This window comes from Acerihabitans sp. (genome assembly GCF_036398755.1).
In the GTDB taxonomy this organism is placed as follows: Bacteria; Pseudomonadota; Gammaproteobacteria; order Enterobacterales; family Enterobacteriaceae; genus Acerihabitans.
The window spans coordinates 12,748-28,917 of sequence record NZ_DASWOM010000112.1 but is presented as its reverse complement, the minus strand read 5'-3'; the positions used below and the strand labels follow the sequence as shown (position 1 = coordinate 28,917).

Sequence of the window (16,170 nt, the reverse complement as noted above, 5' to 3'; positions counted from 1 at the left end):
AATTTGATACCATTCACCAAATAAATAGAAACCGGAACCCTTTCCCGACGCAATGCGTTCAAGAACGGATCTTGCAAAGATTGCCCCTTAGCCATTCTATCTTTTCCTTATGTGCTTGTTGTTTGTAACAAGAACCATGTGTGGCTCTAAAATTAACGATGTAAAAAAAAAACGCGTTCATAACTTTTCAATTGTACACAATCAACCGACCTATGCACTAACAACCTGTAATACCGTATCTAAGGCTGAGCGGGGCTTATCACTATCGAGCCAGTGCACTGATTGCCAACCGCGCAACCAGGTCATCTGGCGCTTGGCCAGTTGCCGGGTCGCGCAAATACCACGAAACACCATTTCATCGTAATCGATTTCACCGGACAGATATGACCACATCTGGCGATAACCCACACAGCGGATGGAAGGAAGATCGGTGTGTAAATCTCCGCGCAGGAAAAGTGCCCTGGCCTCCTGCTCGAAACCGGCCGCCAACATCTGGTGGAATCGTTGCTCGATGCGCTGATGCAATACTTCGCGGCTTTGCGGCGCAATCGCAAACTGATGAACCCTATAAGGCAATGCTTCGCCAGATATTTTGGTCAGTTCCGTTAGAGTTTTACCTGAAACGAAAAAAACTTCCAGTGCTCTGGACAGTCTCTGGGGATCATTAGGATGAATACGCGTTGCCGCCACCGGATCGATCGTTTGCAATTGGCGATGCATTGCCTCCCATCCCTTATGACCCGCGTCCAGGGCGATACGTTCCCTAACTTCAGGGTTTGCCGGTGGCAAGGGGGACAATCCTTCCAGCAACGCCTTGAAATAGAGCATCGTACCGCCAACCAGTAACGGCATACGCCCGGATGCGGTGATTTCTGACATCGCCTGCAGCGCATCTCGGCTAAAATCCGCTGCCGAATAGGCTTGCGTCGGATCTTTAATGTCGATCAGCCGGTGCGGCGCCTGCGCCAGTTCGTCCGGTCCGGGCTTGGCGGTGCCAATATCCATGCCGCGATAGATCAACGCCGAATCCACGCTGATGATATCTACCGGCAACCGCCGGCACAACGCCATGGCCAGCGCGGTTTTACCCGAGGCGGTGGGGCCCATCAGGAACAGGGCCGGTGGCCGGCGCGCCGCGTGTATCGCGTCAATCATGTTTCAGGGCCTCGATCGCGGCATTGAGATCAAGCATCACCAACAGGTCGCCGGGCGGGGTTTTTACCCATTGCGGACACAGCCGCTCCACCTCGGCAAGCAATTGGATCGCCTGGGAAAGGCTCCAGTCGTGTTGCTCATGGCTTAACCGGCCGGCGATCCAGTCCGCTATGCTCTCGCACGAAACCGCTTCCTTTCCCGATAGATAGCCTAACAGTTCGGGAATCAAGTTTTGTAAATTTTGTTGGCGTAATGGTAAAGGTACGCCATTAAGCGTTGCCTGATGTTGATGAACCTGCAATTGGATGCCCATTTCGGTCAGTAAGTCCTGATGACGAAGGTAAGCGGCCACCTCGGGTTCGCGCAGCGCCATGCGTAACGGAATCAACAGCGGTTGGGCGCGCAGCCCTTCACCGTCCGGCGTCAGCTGCCGGCGCTTAAGGCAACGCTCCGCCACCGGCAGCGCGATAAGCGCCAGGCGCCGCCGAAATTCCACCAGGGCGTAACAAGGCGGGTAAATGGACAGCACCCGGCCAAAGCTCTGCTCGCCCGGCTCACCCGCTCCGGCGGCCGACGGCGGCGCCGAGGCGGTGCGATCGGGGCGCGTCGGCGCATCCGGACGCGCCGATGCGCCGGGCTGGATGAGCCGACGGTATAACTCGCCCTCTTTTTTCTGGTAACCGCCGTCCGCGGGATAAGCCGCCGCCGCTTCACGCAGCTTGCCCCGACCGCCGGCGGACACGCCACCCGGCGCGGGGGCGCCGGCGCGTTCCGCTCGTTCAGCGGCGGGGAACAGCGGCGCCGGCGATGACGGCGCGATGGCGCTAAGGGAGTTTTTACCCGATGCGGGACGATTTTCCGGCGACCAGTGCCCGGCGGGTTGGGTCTCGCCGTTGAGCGGCAGCGCCGGCGCGGCGCTTTGTTGCAGCACCGAAATAATGGCCTGGTAAATAAAATCATGCACCAGGCGGGCCTGGTGAAACCGTACCTCATGCTTGGCCGGGTGGACATTGACATCCACCTGATGGGGGTCCACCTCCAGGTACAGCACAAACGCCGGCTGCTGGCCTTCGGTCAACTGCTCCAGGTAGGCTTGGCGGATGGCATGGTTAATCAGCTTATCGCGCATCATGCGTTGGTTAACGTAGCAATACTGCATTTCCGGCAGTTCGCCGCCGCCACGCGGGTCGGCCACCCATCCGCGCAGGGTCAGGTCGCCATGGCTCCAGGATACCGCCAGCGCCCGCTGCACAAACGCCGGACCGCATAACCCGCCCAGACGGCGCAGATGCTGGGACTCCTGCGTCACCGCGCGATATTGCCGCACCGGCTTGCCGTTATGCGTGAGGGTAAACGTCACGTCGAAGCGGGCCAGGGCGATGCGTTTTACCACTTCGTCGATATGGGCAAACTCGGTTTTTTCGGTGCGCATAAACTTGCGCCGCGCCGGTGTATTGTAAAATAAATCCAGCACCTCCACGGTCGAGCCCACCGGATGCGCGGCCGGTTTCAAGGTCACCGTCATATCGCGGCCTTCGGCGTAGGCCTGCCAGGCTTCACTCTGCGCCTCGGTGCGCGAGGTCAGGGTCAGGCGCGACACCGAGCTGATGCTGGCCAGCGCTTCGCCGCGAAAACCCAGGCTGATAATCGCCTCGAGGTCGTCGAGCGTGACGATTTTACTGGTGGCGTGGCGCGCCAGCGCCAGCGCCAGCTCATCCTTATTTATGCCGCAACCGTTGTCACGAATGCGGATAAGCCTGGCGCCGGCTTTTTCTATATCGATATCGATGCGGGTGGCCCCGGCGTCCAGGCTGTTCTCCACCAGTTCCTTCACCACGGACGCGGGCCGCTCGACTACCTCGCCGGCGGCGATCTGGTTGGCGAGCTGTGGCGGCAGCACCTGAATGGGCATGACGGTATTACCTCTGGCATTATGCGGGTGGAATAACCAACGTCTGGCCTAACATGACATTATCGGACTTAAGCTTGTTAACGCGTTTGAGGGTGTCGCCGCGCACGCCATATTTTGCGGCAATGCCGGTCAGGGAATCCCCCACCCTCACCGTATGCCGGCGCGCGCGGGTCGCCTGCGAACGCTGCGGCACGGCGCCCGCCGGAATTTTAAGCCGCTGCCCGACCCAGACGACATCGCGCTTGAGCTTGTTAACATCGCGCAGCACGGCCATGCTGACGCCATATTGCGCCGCGATGCCGGACAAGGTCTCGCCCCGTTGCACGGTATGGCGCGTCACCGCTCCCGGCGTCGGCGCCCCGTCCGCGGGCCGCACCGCGCCGGCGGTCGACTGCGACACCGCCTGCACGCCGCTGGCGCCGGCATCCATCGCCGAACTCACGCCCTGCGGCCGGTTTTCCAGCTTCGGACCGTTTTGCTGGGGATGCGACACGAAGTACGCGCGCAGGCCAAGATAGATGGCGTTGGCGATTTTATCCTGGTAATCACTGCTGCCCAGCAGCCGTTCCTCGCCGGTATTGCTGATAAAACCCGTTTCCACCAGAAGCGAGGGGATATCCGGTGAACGCAATACGCCAAGGCTCGCATGCTCCGGGCGGGCCTTATGCAGCGAGCCGACGTTGCGCAACTGCCGCAGCACCCGAGTGGCGACATCGTAGCCAACCCGCTGGGAATGGCCGAACTGTAAATCCAGTACCGCCTGGCTGAGATACGGATCGGCGGCGCTGTTGGCCAGCAAATCCCCCGCCCCGCCGAGCAGCTCCGATTGTTTTTCATGCTGTTCGAGCCAACTGCCCAATTCGCTATTGGCGCGCCGGTTGGACAACACCCAAACCGACGCCCCGGTGGCGCTGCGGTTTGGCGCGGCGTCGGCATGAATCGACACCAGCACGCTGGCTCCCTGTTTGCGCGCGACATCGGAACGGCCCATAACCGAAATAAAATAATCGCCGTCGCGGGTCAGCGCCGGCCTGAACATCGGATCGCCTTCCAGCAGCGCTTTTAATTTGCGGGCAATGGCGATGGTGACATTTTTCTCCTTCAAACCGTTCGGCCCGATGGCGCCGGGGTCCTGCCCGCCGTGCCCCGCATCAATGGCCACCACCACCCGATCGCCCGCCGGCACTGCGGGTCGCGCGCCGCGGGATGCCGGCGCAACGGACGTCACCGCGGGGGTCGCGCCGTCAAACGGATTTTCCCGCGGCGTGGACGACGCGCGCGCCGGGCGGGCGCGCGTTGGCGCCGGGGCGGCCTGCGCGGGCCGTGGCTGGCCGATCAAGGTAAACACTACGTTGTAGCGGCCATTCTCAAGTCCCGCGGCGGCCTGCACGCGCGATTTGCGCGTCAGCTCCAAGACCAGGCGAATACTCTGCGCGTCGGGGGCCTGGCTGCTTCGGATGCGGCTGATGATATTCTGACCGTTAAAATTCAGCGGCAGCCCCTGGGCCACGGCGCTGTCCTTGATATCCACCACCACCCGTTCAGGATTGTGCAATGAAAAAAAGGCGTACACCGGCTGCGCGGCAAAGCCCAGCGTCACCGTCGAACGCTCATCGCCGTTGGACACGCTGATATCGCTTAGATTCACCGCTAACGCCTGCCCCATCAGAGACCATAAAACAATAACCAAAATCGTCCTGATTTTCAGCATCATGAAGGGTGTTCCCATCCCGGCGCCAGACACGCCAGGATCCGCGCGCCACGATCGGATCGGGACTCCAGCAGCGCCCGACGACCGGTGTCAACATACTCAAGCGACAGGGCGATATCGGCGTCCGGCAGTATTCCCAGGCCCTGCTGGGGCCACTCCACCAGGCACAGGGCATCCCGATCGAAATAATCGCGTACGCCCATAAACTCCAGTTCTTCAGCATCCACCAGACGATAAAGGTCGAAATGATAGACGGTGCGCGGCGTCAAGTCATAAGGTTCAACCAGCGTATAGGTCGGGCTTTTTACATTGCCCTCATAGCCCAGGGCGCGTAAAAAACCGCGGCAGAGCGTGGTCTTGCCGGCGCCCAGGTCACCATAAAGATAAATCACACATGATTGCCGACAGGCATCGGCCAACGCCGCGCCCAATGCTATGGTTGCCGCTTCGTCCGGCAAAGGTAGTACACGTTTTTCCATGTCTGATTTCTATGCGATACGTTCAGGATTAACAAATTGATATAACGCGGGCAGCAAATCCGTGGCCAACATGCCCCGCGTTCCTTTTTCAGCCGCCAGCCGATCGGCGGTGGCGCCATGGGCGACACAGCCGGCGCAGGCCGCATCGAACAGCGACAGCTTTTGCGCCAGCAATCCGCCGATGATACCCGAAAGCAGATCGCCCATGCCACCCGAGGCCATGCCGGCATTGCCGACGTCGGCGACCGCCAGATGGCCTTCGTCGTCGGCGATAAGCGTACCGGCGCCTTTCAGGACCACCACGCCGCCGTAGCGTTTAACAATATTTTTAGCCGCAAGTAAGCGGTCACTCTCAATGTCGCCGACTTTACCGTTCAGCAGGCGGGCGGCTTCCCCTGGATGGGGCGTAATAATACGATTGTGACGTTTATGGGGATTGAATGCCAGCAGGTTAAGCGCATCCGCGTCCCACAACATAGGTTTAGTGCAGTTTTCAACTAAGCGCAGCGCATTTTTACCCCACTCCGCCTGGCCCAGGCCCGGGCCGATGACAATGACATCCGCCCATTCAAGCCCCTGGCGCAGGGACGCATCGTCCAGGGGTTCAACCATCAGCTCGGGTCGGGCGGTCAGCAATGACGCAATATTCTCCTCGCGGGTCAACACCCGCACCAGTCCGGCCCCGGCGCGCAAGGCCGCCTCACCGGTCATGCGAATGGCGCCGGACAGGCCGTGGTCGCCGCCGACAATCAGCAAACGCCCGTTATCCCCTTTATGGGAGCAGGGATCGCGCGGCGTGAGCCAACGGCTCAACTGGGGAGCGGTAAGCCGTTCCATAAGCGACGCCTGCTGCGCCAGCCAGGGCGCCAGGCCCAGATCGTCATAATGAAGCCGTCCGGTCACGCTGCGTGCTTTGCCGGTCAGCAACCCGGGCTTCAGGGCGATAAAAGTCAGGGTATGCGCCGCGTTGATAGCCACGCCCGCCACCGCGCCGGTTTCGGCATTCAGGCCCGAAGGAATATCCAGCGCCACGACCGGGGCGGCATGGGCGTTGGCCGCCGCGATAAGGTCGCTATAGGGCGCGCGCGGGGCCGCCGCCAGACCGGTGCCCAGCAAACCGTCGATAATGACGTCCACCTGCTCCGGCCAGGCGGCATCGGCGTTCAGCAGGCTCCCGCCCGCGTCCAGCCACGCCTGGCGCGCCAGTTGGGCCTGCTCCGGCAGCGGATGGTTTCCGGTACATTCGATAAGCGTCACCTGCTTACCCCGCGCCCGGGCCAGCCGAGCCACCACATAGGCGTCGCCGCCGTTATTGCCGTGGCCGGCGAGGATCAGGTAATGGCCGGCGAAAGGGTAAAGCCAGTTCAGGGCGCGCCACGCGCCCGCGCCCGCGCGCTCCATAAGCTGATATAAGGAAACCCCGGCAAGGCCGGCAGCTTCGCTTTCCCAACCCCGGAGCCACTGCGCCCCGTAAACGGAATGTGGTAAACTCAGGGAGTTCGTTTTCTTTTTTTGGTCCGCCATGTCATACCCTTTTGATCTTATGGAATTAGCCCGGCTCATTAAGCAATGGGGTCGGGAGCTGGGTTTTCAACAGGTCGGCATCTGCGATACGGACCTGTCGGCGCAGGAACCTGTCCTGCAAACCTGGCTCGATAACCAATATCACGGCGAAATGGCCTGGATGTCCCGGCACGGCATGCTGCGCGCGCGTCCCCATGAATTACTGCCCGGGACCCTGCGGGTCATCAGCGTCAGGATGAACTACCTGCCGCCCAAGGCCGCGTTTGCCAGTACCCTGAACAATCCCCGTATGGGTTATGTTAGTCGTTATGCGCTGGGACGCGACTATCATAAGGTTTTACGCCAGCGTCTTAAGCAGTTGGGCAACAAAATCCAGGATTGGTGCCAGGGCGTGAACTTTCGGCCGTTCGTCGACTCCGCCCCGATTATGGAACGGCCCCTGGCCGCCAAGGCCGGCATCGGCTGGGTTGGTAAACACTCGCTACTATTGAATCGCGAGGCCGGGTCCTGGTTTTTCCTCGGCGAGCTGTTGATTGATTTGCCGCTGCCGCTAGATCAACCGCAGGAAGAGCACTGCGGACGCTGCGTCGCCTGCATGACCACCTGCCCCACCGGCGCCATTGTCGCACCCTACCAGGTGGATGCGCGCCGTTGCATCTCCTATCTTACCATCGAACTGGACGGTGAAATCCCCGAGGCGCTGCGCCCGCTGATCGGCAACCGTATCTATGGTTGCGACGACTGCCAGCTAATCTGTCCCTGGAACCGGTTTTCCCAATTGACCGACGAGCCGGACTTCAGCCCCCGGGCGGTATTGCATACTCCGGACTTGCTGGCATTGTTTACCTGGGACGAGACGCAATTCCTGCGTGTCACCGAAGGGTCGGCCATCCGGCGCATCGGTTTTTTGCGCTGGCTGCGCAATGTGGCGGTGGCCTTGGGCAATGCCCCGTATGAAGATAATATCGTGCTTGGACTTCAGGAACGGCTGGGTGAAAACGCCATGCTGGATGTGCATATACGCTGGTCCATTGATCAGCAGTTGCGGCGCCGGGACGAACTGGCGGTCAGCGTGCAGTCCGCGCAGCAAAAGCGGCTGATAAGGGCGATTGAAAAGGGTTTAAGTCGCGACGCGTGAGTGGCGGCAGCTGATTATAGCGCAAAAATTTTTGGCAACCCCGCCTGTGGATAAAATTAAAAAACCTTTGGCAATCAAGCCTGCTAAAAAAGGCAATAGGCGCCACCGACGTTTTTGAATAAAATTTAATTGATAAATATCAGCGGAATAAAGCCTAGTGTTGATTTAAACACTGTTAAAGGAAATTTATTATTACGAGGCTTATCTGTGGATAACTCTGTTTAAAACATTTTTACCCGCGTCATGGCGACAGCAATGACGGGGACGGGGATGTCTATTAAATCTAAGTCTATTTTTGATTTTGGAGCGGGAAACGAGGCTCGAACTCGCGACCCCAACCTTGGCAAGGTTGTGCTCTACCACTGAGCTATTCCCGCTTAAGAAAGGAAGTATACTGTTTGACAAGCGCTGGGAATAATGGCCGACGGTCATTATGCCAACTACCGGTAACAGATAATTCCAGATAACCTTATCTCTTATTTAACCGGTTGAAAATTAAGACTTTTTACATCACTCCCACCCTGGGAATGGACGAGATTATGGACTTTTACCGCCATCGAGTCAAGAACCCAGCGGAAATTAATTCGTCACCTTATCGCTTCTGCGCAATACCGGCGTCGAGGCATAAATCAAGACAGCGGCAATCGTCAGCAGGGCAATCCGGCCGCCGGGCGTTATCCTCTTGGAGAAGCGCTATCCTTTTTGTACTATCCAATAACGTCAACTTCAACCAGGACTTTTGCCATGCCCCCATCCAACACCCTGCGCGCGGCGCTCGACGGCCGCCGCCTGTTTACCGCCATGGCGGCGCACAACCCGCTGGCCGCGCGGCTTGCCGAGGAAGCGGGCTTTGACGGCATCTGGGGCAGCGGTTTTGAACTGTCGGCGAGCTATGCCGTGCCCGATGCCAATATCCTGTCGATGGGCACCCATCTGGAGATGATGCGGGCCATCGCCGCCACCGTGGCGACGCCGCTGATAGCCGATATCGATACCGGCTTCGGCAACGCGGTGAATGTAAGTTATATCATCCCTCAATATGAAGCGGCCGGCGCCGCGGCCGTCGTCATGGAAGACAAAACCTTTCCCAAGGACACCAGCCTGCGCGCCCAGGGCCGCCAGGAACTGGTGCGGAGCGAGGAATTTCAGGGCAAGATCGCCGCCGCGGTTGCCGCCCGGCGCGACGAGCGGTTTGTCGTCATCGCCCGCGTCGAGGCGCTGATTGCGGGACTGGGCCAGGACGAAGCGCTGCGCCGCGCCCTGGCGTATGAGGAAGCCGGCGCCGATGCCATCCTTATTCACTCCAAACAGAAGACGCCGGACGAGATCCTGGCCTTTATCTCCGCCTGGACCGGCCGCGTTCCGCTGGTATTGGTGCCCACGGCGTATCCGCAGCTGACCGAAGCCGATATCGCCGCCAGCGGCAAGGTAGGCATTGTGATCTATGGTAATCATGCCATTCGCGCCGCCGCGGGCGCGATGCGCGCCGTGTTCGCGCAGATCCGCCGTGACGGCGGCATCCAGAACGTCGATGCGACGCTGCCCGGGGTCAAGGACATCATCAACTGGCAAGGGGATGCGTATATGCGCGATATTGAAAAACGCTTTTTGCGATAGGCGAGAAACCGTCGGGATGTTTTTGGAACGGGGGACGTGATAGGGAAAAATTATCCGCCGGAAAGAAAAAAGGGCCGACAGGCCCTTTTTCAACGGATTGCTTATGCTACCAGCCATCCGCGAACCGAATATTGGAGCGGGAAACGAGGCTCGAACTCGCGACCCCAACCTTGGCAAGGTTGTGCTCTACCACTGAGCTATTCCCGCTTTTACTACCCTGGGCTACCGTCTATGCCGGGAGCATTTTTTACGCATCGCGTTTTATCACGGGGATAAAACCGGATGTTGAAACCGTTGGAGCGGGAAACGAGGCTCGAACTCGCGACCCCAACCTTGGCAAGGTTGTGCTCTACCACTGAGCTATTCCCGCTTTTTTACTTGCGCCCGGCACAGCAAAAATTTGCACCGGTACGGGGAGCGCATTATACGAGAAAACATTCTCCCTGCAAGCCCCGGCGGGCAAAAATCTGCGCTTTTCGCTCAACTGCCGATAAAAACAGCAATATGGCGTTTTTAACGGCAATTGATGAAACATCAGCAGCTTATCCGGCGCGCCCGCGCGGCAAAAGCGCCACTGGCCTAAAGACGAATGAAATGCTCGCGGTAATACGCCAGTTCCGCCACCGATTCGCGGATATCGTCCAGGGCCTGGTGGCTGCTGTTTTTGCTCAGCCCCGCCAGGATCTCCGGTTTCCAGCGCCGGGCCAATTCCTTGAGCGTGCTGACATCCAGGTAACGGTAGTGGAAATACGCTTCCAGCTCCGGCATGTAGCGGAACAGGAAACGGCGGTCCTGGCCGATGCTGTTGCCGCAGATGGGCGATTTGCCGGCGGGCACCCATTCCCGCAAAAACGCCAGCGTCAACGCCACCGCCTGGTCCTCGGTGACACGGCTGGCGCGGACGCGTTCCACCAGACCGCTGGCGGTGTGGGTGCGCACGTTCCATTCATCCATGACCGCAAGTTGCTCTTCGGTCTGATGTACCGCCAATACCGGACCTTCCGCCAGGATATTCAGGTTGGCGTCCGTCACCAGGCTGGCAATTTCAATAATGCGATCGCGCTCTGGATCGAGCCCGGTCATTTCAAGATCGACCCAAATCAGGTTGTTTTCATTTACCGGCATGATTTTCTCATTACAAAGGTTTCACGGCGTTTCTGTTAGAATACTGTGTATCATAGACGTTTTCATCGCCACGGGCGATTCATGAGCGACAAGTGAGGCACAGTGACTAAAAATAAACTGTCCAAAGGCCAGCAGCGCCGCGTACAGGCTAATCATCAGCGCCGCCTGAGACCCGACCGCGGTGTTGACTGGGATGACTCGCTTTTAGGCCAGGCCCAGGAAGGAACGGTCGTCAGCCGCTTCGGCATGCACGCCGATGTGGAAGCGGCGGACGGCATCATACACCGCTGCAACCTGCGCCGCACCCTGGGATCGGTGGTCACCGGCGATCGGGTGGTATGGCGGCCGGGCAGCGAAGCCGCCTCGGGCATCAAGGGCATCATCGAGGCTATCCATCCCCGCACCTCGGTACTGACGCGGCCGGATTTTTACGATGGCGTCAAGCCCATCGCCGCCAATATGAACCAAATCGTGATTGTTTCGGCCATCTTGCCGGAGCTGTCGGTGAACATAATCGATCGCTATCTGGTCGCCTGTGAAACGGTCGAGGTGGAGCCGCTTATCGTGCTCAACAAAATCGACCTGCTGGACGCGAAGGAACGGGCCTGGGTGGACGACACCATGGAAGTCTACAGCCGGATAGGCTATCGGGTGCTGATGGTGTCGAGCCAAACGCGCGAAGGCATGGACGGGCTTGAGGCGGCGTTGACGGATCGCATCAGCATCTTCGCCGGCCAGTCCGGCGTGGGGAAATCCAGTCTGCTTAACGCCCTGCTGCCGCCCGAGCTTACGCAGATCGTGGTGAATACCGTGTCCGATAACTCGGGACTCGGCCAGCACACCACCACCACGGCGCGCATGTACCATTTCAAAAGCGGCGGCCAGGTTATCGATTCCCCCGGCGTGCGCGAATTCGGTTTATGGCACCTGGAGCCCGAACAGGTCACCCAGGGGTTTATTGAATTCAGGCCGTACCTGGGCAACTGTAAATTCCGCGACTGCCGGCATGACACCGATCCGGGCTGCGCCATTCGCGCCGCCGTGGATGCCGGCGACATCAGCGCCATACGTTTCGAGAATTATCATCAGATACTGGACAGCATGTCGCAGGTAAAAACACGTAAATCCTTTTCCGAAACGGATCGCTGACATTTATCCTGTGCGTCGCTACAATTTCACCCGGTTGGTTTTAGTTTCACCCATGCATGTACGAGGTTTCCGTGCTCGATAGGATCAAAATAGCATTGCAGTATATATTGCCCAAACGGTGGCTGACCCAATTGGCCGGCCGGGGGGCCGAGCTGCAGGCAGGCTGGCTGACGAAACTGGTCATCGACCTGTTCGTGCGGGCCTACCGGGTGGATATGCAGGAAGCGCAGCAGCCCGAAACATCCGCCTACCGTACCTTCAACGCTTTTTTTGTCCGGCCGCTGCGCGATGACGCGCGCCCCATCGATAGCGATCCCGATGCGCTGGTCATGCCGGCGGACGGCATGATTTCCCAATCGGGACCGATAGCCGGCGAACAGGTGTTCCAGGCCAAAGGGCATCACTATAGCCTGGAAGCGCTGCTGGCCGGCAACGAGCGGCTGGTCGAAAGCTTTCGCGACGGCTCCTTTGTCACCACGTATCTTGCGCCACGCGATTATCATCGGGTGCATATGCCCTGCAACGGTATTTTACGGGAAATGATCTATGTGCCCGGCGACCTGTTTTCGGTCAATCCGCTGACCGCGGCCAACATACCGAACCTGTTCGCCCGCAACGAACGGGTGATCTGCGTATTTGACACTGATTTTGGGCTGATGGCGCAAATCCTGGTGGGCGCCACCATTGTCGGCAGTATCGAGACCACCTGGTCCGGCGTGGTTACGCCGCCGCGCGACGGCATTATCAAGCGCTGGCGCTACCCGCAAGCGGATGAAGACGGCGCGGTGGTGTTTCTGAAAGGCCAGGAAATGGGGCGGTTCAAGCTCGGCTCCACGGTGGTGAACCTGTTTGCCAACGGCGGCGTATCCCTGGGCGATCATCTGCACAGCCGCGCGGCAACCCGCGTCGGACAACGCCTCGCCACCGGCGCCGTGCAGGCGGATAGCCCGTTGCCCTAACCGGCCCGCAGTAACCAGGGAGGACCCGATTGCGCCCGATCATTATCATCTTGCTGGGGTGGCTGCTCGCCGCCCCGTCATTCGCCGCCGCCTTGCCCGACGAAGCCCAGGTTAAAAAAGAACTTCAGCAGGCCGAAGCGAACAAGGGCGCGGCAAATCAGGCGCAGATCGTCGAATCCCTCCAGGCCGCGCTGACGTTTATCAGCGAGGGCAAGGGCTCCGCGGAGCGCGCGCGGCTTTATCGCAACGCCATCGACAATTTTCCTCAACTGACGCGTGAACTGCGCGATCAACGCGACAATGAACCGGACAAAGCCGCCGACGTCAGCGCCAAACTCACGGTTAGCGAACTGGAGCAGCGCGTGCTGCAAACCAGCAGCGATCTGCAGGAACTGACGCGCCAACTGCAACAGGAACAGGAACAGGCGCGGGATATCAGCGACTCGCTCGGCCAGCTGCCGCAACAGCAAACCGAAGCGCGCCGGGGCCTGAGCGATAGCGAGCAGCGTTTACAAGCACAAAGCGGCGGCGCCGCCACGCCGTTGGCACAGGCGCACCTCACGCAGCTCCAGGCGGAAGCCGCCGCGCGGCGGGCGCGGGTAAACGAGCTGGAGCTGGCGCAACTGAGCGCCAACAACCGCCAGGAACTGTCGCGACTGCGCATGGATGTGCTGAAAAAACGCCACGACCGGGTGGATATGGACCTGCAGGCGCTGCGTTTTCGGCTAAACAGTTTACGCCAGCAGGAGGCGGAACATACCCTTGCCCGTACCGAACAGCTGGCGGAGCAAAGCGGCGATCTGCCCACCGCCATCACCAGCCAGTTGCAGATAAACCGCGAATTGTCGGTGGCGCTGAACGAGCAGGCGCAGCGCATGGATTTAATCGCTTCCCAGCAGCGGCAGGCCGCCGCGCAGGCGCTGCAGGTCCGGCAAGCGCTGAGCACGCTGCGCGAGCAGGCGCAGTGGCTGGGAGATTCGCCGGCGCTGGGCGAAACGCTGCGCGCCCAGGTGTCCAGGCTGCCGGATTTGCCCAAGCCGCAGCAGCTCGACAGCGATATGGCCCAGCTGCGCGTAAGCCGCCTGCATTATGAAGATCTGATGAACAAGCGGACCCAGCTTGAGCAAAGCACGCGGGACGACGGCTCTCCCCTGACGACGGAGCAACGCCGCATTCTCGACGAGCAACTGCGCACCCAGCGCGAACTGCTCAATTCACTGCTGTCCGGCTACGATAACCAGATACTGGAACTGACCAAGCTCAAAGTGGCCAACAGCCAGTTGGTGGACGCCATGGCGGAAATACAGGAAGCGGCGCACCGCTACCTGTTCTGGGTGGCGGACGTCGGCCCGATCACCCTCGCTTTTCCGCTGCATGTGGCCCAGGACCTCAGGCGCCTGGTCTCGCTGGATACCGCCACCCAGCTCACCGGCGCCATGGTCATGATGGCCACCAGCCAGGAAACGCTGGTCCCGCTGTTTTGCGCCATCGTGCTGGTCGGCTTCAGCATCAGCTCCCGCCGCCATTACCACGCCTTCCTCGATCGCTCGGCCAGCAAGGTCGGCAAGGTCAACCAGGACTATTTTTACCTGACGTTGCGCACCCTGTTCTGGTCAATCGTGGTCGCCCTGCCCCTGCCGGTGCTCTGGGCGGCGCTGGGCTATGGCCTGCGGCATGCCTGGCCCTATCCGGTGGCGGTAGCCATCGGCGACGGCGTAATCGCCACGGTGCCGGTACTGTGGCTGTTTATGGTCAGCGCCCACTTCGCCCATGCGCGCGGCCTGTTTATCGTGCATCTCGGCTGGCCTGCGCGGCGGGTGGCGCGGGCGATGCGATATTATTCCCTGTCCATCGGCCTTATCGTGCCGCTGATCATGGCCCTTATTACCTTTGATAACCTCAATGACCGCGAGTTTTCCAGTACCCTGGGCCGCCTGTGCTTTATCCTGCTCTGCGCGGCCCTTAGCCTGGTGACCAGCAGCCTGAAACGGGCCGGCATTCCGCTTTACCTGGATAAATCCGGGACCGGGGACAACGTGGTCAACCGCACTCTGTGGAATTTGCTATTATGCGCGCCGCTTGTCGCGGCGCTGGCCGCCCTCCTCGGCCATCTCGCCACGGCGCAGGACCTGTTGGCGCGGCTGGAAACCTCGGTGGCCATTTGGTTTTTCCTGCTGGTTATCTACCATATCATCCGGCGTTGGATGTTTATCCAGCGCCGGCGCATCGCCTTTGAGCGCGCCAGACAGCGCCGGGCGGAGATGCTGGCGCAACGCGCCCGCCACGAGGTGGATCTGTCGCCATCGCAGCTCAGCGAAGCCGCCGCCGAAGTGGATGAGCCGATTGTCGATCTGGACGTTATCAGCGCCCAGTCGCTGCGTCTGGTACGCTCGGTCCTGACGCTTATCGCCTTTGTGTCGGTAATCTGGCTATGGTCGGAAATCCATTCGGCGTTTGCCTTTCTGGAAAATATCCAGCTGTGGAATGTGAGCTCGACCATCAAAGGCGAGGAAGGTATCCAGTCGATTTCGCTCGCCTCGGTGCTTATCGCGGTAATGGTGCTTATCATCACCACCCAACTGGTCAGAAACCTGCCGGCCCTTTTGGAACTGGCCTTGCTGCAGCATCTGGTGCTGTCGCCGGGAACCGGCTATGCCATTACCACCATCACCAAATATATGCTGATGCTGATTGGCGGTTTGATCGGATTTTCATGGATAGGCATCGAATGGGCGAAGTTGCAGTGGCTGGTGGCGGCGCTCACCGTCGGTCTGGGCATCGGGCTGCAGGAGATATTCGCCAATTTTATCTCCGGCCTGATAATCCTGTTTGAAAAACCGATCCGCATCGGCGATACCGTCACCATCCGCGATCTGACCGGCAATATCACCCGCATCAATACCCGGGCCACCACCATCACCGATTGGGACCGCAAAGAAATTATCATGCCGAATAAGGCCTTTGTCACCGAGCAGTTTGTCAACTGGTCACTGTCGGACTCCGTCACGCGTATCGTGCTGACCATCCCGGCGCCGCCGGACGCCAATAGCGAGGAAGTCACGCAAATCCTTATCCAGGCGGCGCAGCGCTGCCCGCTGGTGCTGGAGAATCCGGCGCCGGAAGCCTTCCTTGTGGATTTACAGCAGGGGATTATGTTGTTTGACCTGCGGGTGCACGCGGCGGAAATGGGCCACCGCATGCCGCTGCGCCATCAGTTGAACCAATTGATCCTCGAAGGCTATCGCGCGCACGGCCTGGAGATGCCATTCCCGCCGTTCCAGGTGCGCATGGACAGCGTCAAGGGTTCGACGACGTTTAAATCCGGCTCCCTGTAAACCCAGGCCTCGGGGATTGCCGCCGCTTAAGCGACGGCGCGGCGGAACTGATTGCAGCCGGCGGTC

The 16,170-nt window shown here is 59.8% G+C and carries 12 protein-coding genes and 3 tRNA genes; 5 read left to right on the top strand and 10 right to left on the bottom strand.

All coding sequences use genetic code 11. The features are described from left to right. From VGC33_RS18950 to nnr, 6 genes are all read right to left on the bottom strand, one after another. The coding region (locus VGC33_RS18950; protein ID WP_331122333.1) for an RNA chaperone Hfq at window positions 1-95 on the bottom strand (95 nt) is incomplete at its 3' end. 115 nt (window positions 96-210) lie between these two features. Beyond that, window positions 211-1,155 (bottom strand): tRNA (adenosine(37)-N6)-dimethylallyltransferase MiaA, encoded by a 945-nt coding sequence (gene miaA, locus VGC33_RS18945; RefSeq protein ID WP_331122329.1) that lies wholly within the window; start codon window positions 1,153-1,155, stop codon window positions 211-213. Next, window positions 1,148-3,067: a DNA mismatch repair endonuclease MutL gene (mutL, locus tag VGC33_RS18940; RefSeq protein ID WP_331122328.1), complete on the bottom strand. Its 1,920-nt coding sequence runs from the start codon at window positions 3,065-3,067 to the stop codon at window positions 1,148-1,150. Before mutL ends, miaA begins: the two co-directional genes overlap by 8 nt. Window positions 3,068-3,086: 19 nt before the next feature. Next, window positions 3,087-4,781 (bottom strand): N-acetylmuramoyl-L-alanine amidase AmiB, encoded by a 1,695-nt coding sequence (gene amiB / locus VGC33_RS18935; RefSeq protein WP_331122332.1) that lies wholly within the window; start codon window positions 4,779-4,781, stop codon window positions 3,087-3,089. Then, window positions 4,778-5,257 (bottom strand): tRNA (adenosine(37)-N6)-threonylcarbamoyltransferase complex ATPase subunit type 1 TsaE, encoded by a 480-nt coding sequence (tsaE, locus tag VGC33_RS18930; RefSeq protein WP_331122327.1) that lies wholly within the window; start codon window positions 5,255-5,257, stop codon window positions 4,778-4,780. The genes amiB and tsaE overlap by 4 nt, the downstream gene beginning before the upstream one ends. A 9-nt stretch (window positions 5,258-5,266) precedes the next feature. After that, complete coding sequence (nnr, locus tag VGC33_RS18925; protein WP_331122326.1) at window positions 5,267-6,781, bottom strand: bifunctional ADP-dependent NAD(P)H-hydrate dehydratase/NAD(P)H-hydrate epimerase; 1,515 nt, start codon at window positions 6,779-6,781, stop codon at window positions 5,267-5,269. Here nnr and queG point away from each other — a divergent pair. Then, window positions 6,780-7,919: a tRNA epoxyqueuosine(34) reductase QueG gene (queG, locus tag VGC33_RS18920; protein WP_331122325.1), complete on the top strand. Its 1,140-nt coding sequence runs from the start codon at window positions 6,780-6,782 to the stop codon at window positions 7,917-7,919. The genes nnr and queG overlap by 2 nt on opposite strands. 302 nt (window positions 7,920-8,221) lie before the next feature. On the opposite strand, the gene VGC33_RS18915 is transcribed toward queG, so the two are convergent. Beyond that, window positions 8,222-8,296 (bottom strand) — tRNA-Gly (locus VGC33_RS18915). A gap of 367 nt (window positions 8,297-8,663) precedes the next feature. On the opposite strand from VGC33_RS18915, the gene VGC33_RS18910 reads away from it, so the two are divergent. Continuing rightward, window positions 8,664-9,536 carry a phosphonopyruvate hydrolase gene (locus VGC33_RS18910; RefSeq protein ID WP_331122324.1) on the top strand — a complete coding sequence of 291 codons (873 nt, stop codon included), beginning with the start codon at window positions 8,664-8,666 and terminating at the stop codon, window positions 9,534-9,536. Between the two features lie 132 nt (window positions 9,537-9,668). Here VGC33_RS18910 and VGC33_RS18905 read toward each other — a convergent pair. The 3 genes from VGC33_RS18905 to orn all read right to left on the bottom strand — a co-directional run bounded on the left by VGC33_RS18905 (window position 9,669) and on the right by orn (window position 10,661). Next, window positions 9,669-9,743 (bottom strand) — tRNA-Gly (locus tag VGC33_RS18905). Between the two features lie 88 nt (window positions 9,744-9,831). Next, window positions 9,832-9,906: transfer RNA gene (locus VGC33_RS18900), tRNA-Gly, on the bottom strand. Window positions 9,907-10,115: 209 nt separating this feature from the next. Continuing rightward, window positions 10,116-10,661 carry an oligoribonuclease gene (gene orn, locus VGC33_RS18895; RefSeq protein WP_331122323.1) on the bottom strand — a complete coding sequence of 182 codons (546 nt, stop codon included), beginning with the start codon at window positions 10,659-10,661 and terminating at the stop codon, window positions 10,116-10,118. A gap of 102 nt (window positions 10,662-10,763) precedes the next feature. Between orn and rsgA the strand changes: the two genes are divergently transcribed. The 3 genes from rsgA to mscM all read left to right on the top strand — a co-directional run bounded on the left by rsgA (window position 10,764) and on the right by mscM (window position 16,104). Further along, window positions 10,764-11,810 carry a small ribosomal subunit biogenesis GTPase RsgA gene (gene rsgA, locus VGC33_RS18890; protein ID WP_331122322.1) on the top strand — a complete coding sequence of 349 codons (1,047 nt, stop codon included), beginning with the start codon at window positions 10,764-10,766 and terminating at the stop codon, window positions 11,808-11,810. Between the two features lie 71 nt (window positions 11,811-11,881). Further along, window positions 11,882-12,769 (top strand): archaetidylserine decarboxylase, encoded by an 888-nt coding sequence (gene asd, locus VGC33_RS18885; protein ID WP_331122321.1) that lies wholly within the window; start codon window positions 11,882-11,884, stop codon window positions 12,767-12,769. A 29-nt stretch (window positions 12,770-12,798) separates the two neighbouring features. After that, complete coding sequence (gene mscM / locus VGC33_RS18880) at window positions 12,799-16,104, top strand: miniconductance mechanosensitive channel MscM (protein ID WP_331122320.1); 3,306 nt, start codon at window positions 12,799-12,801, stop codon at window positions 16,102-16,104. Window positions 16,105-16,170 lie beyond the last annotated feature (66 nt).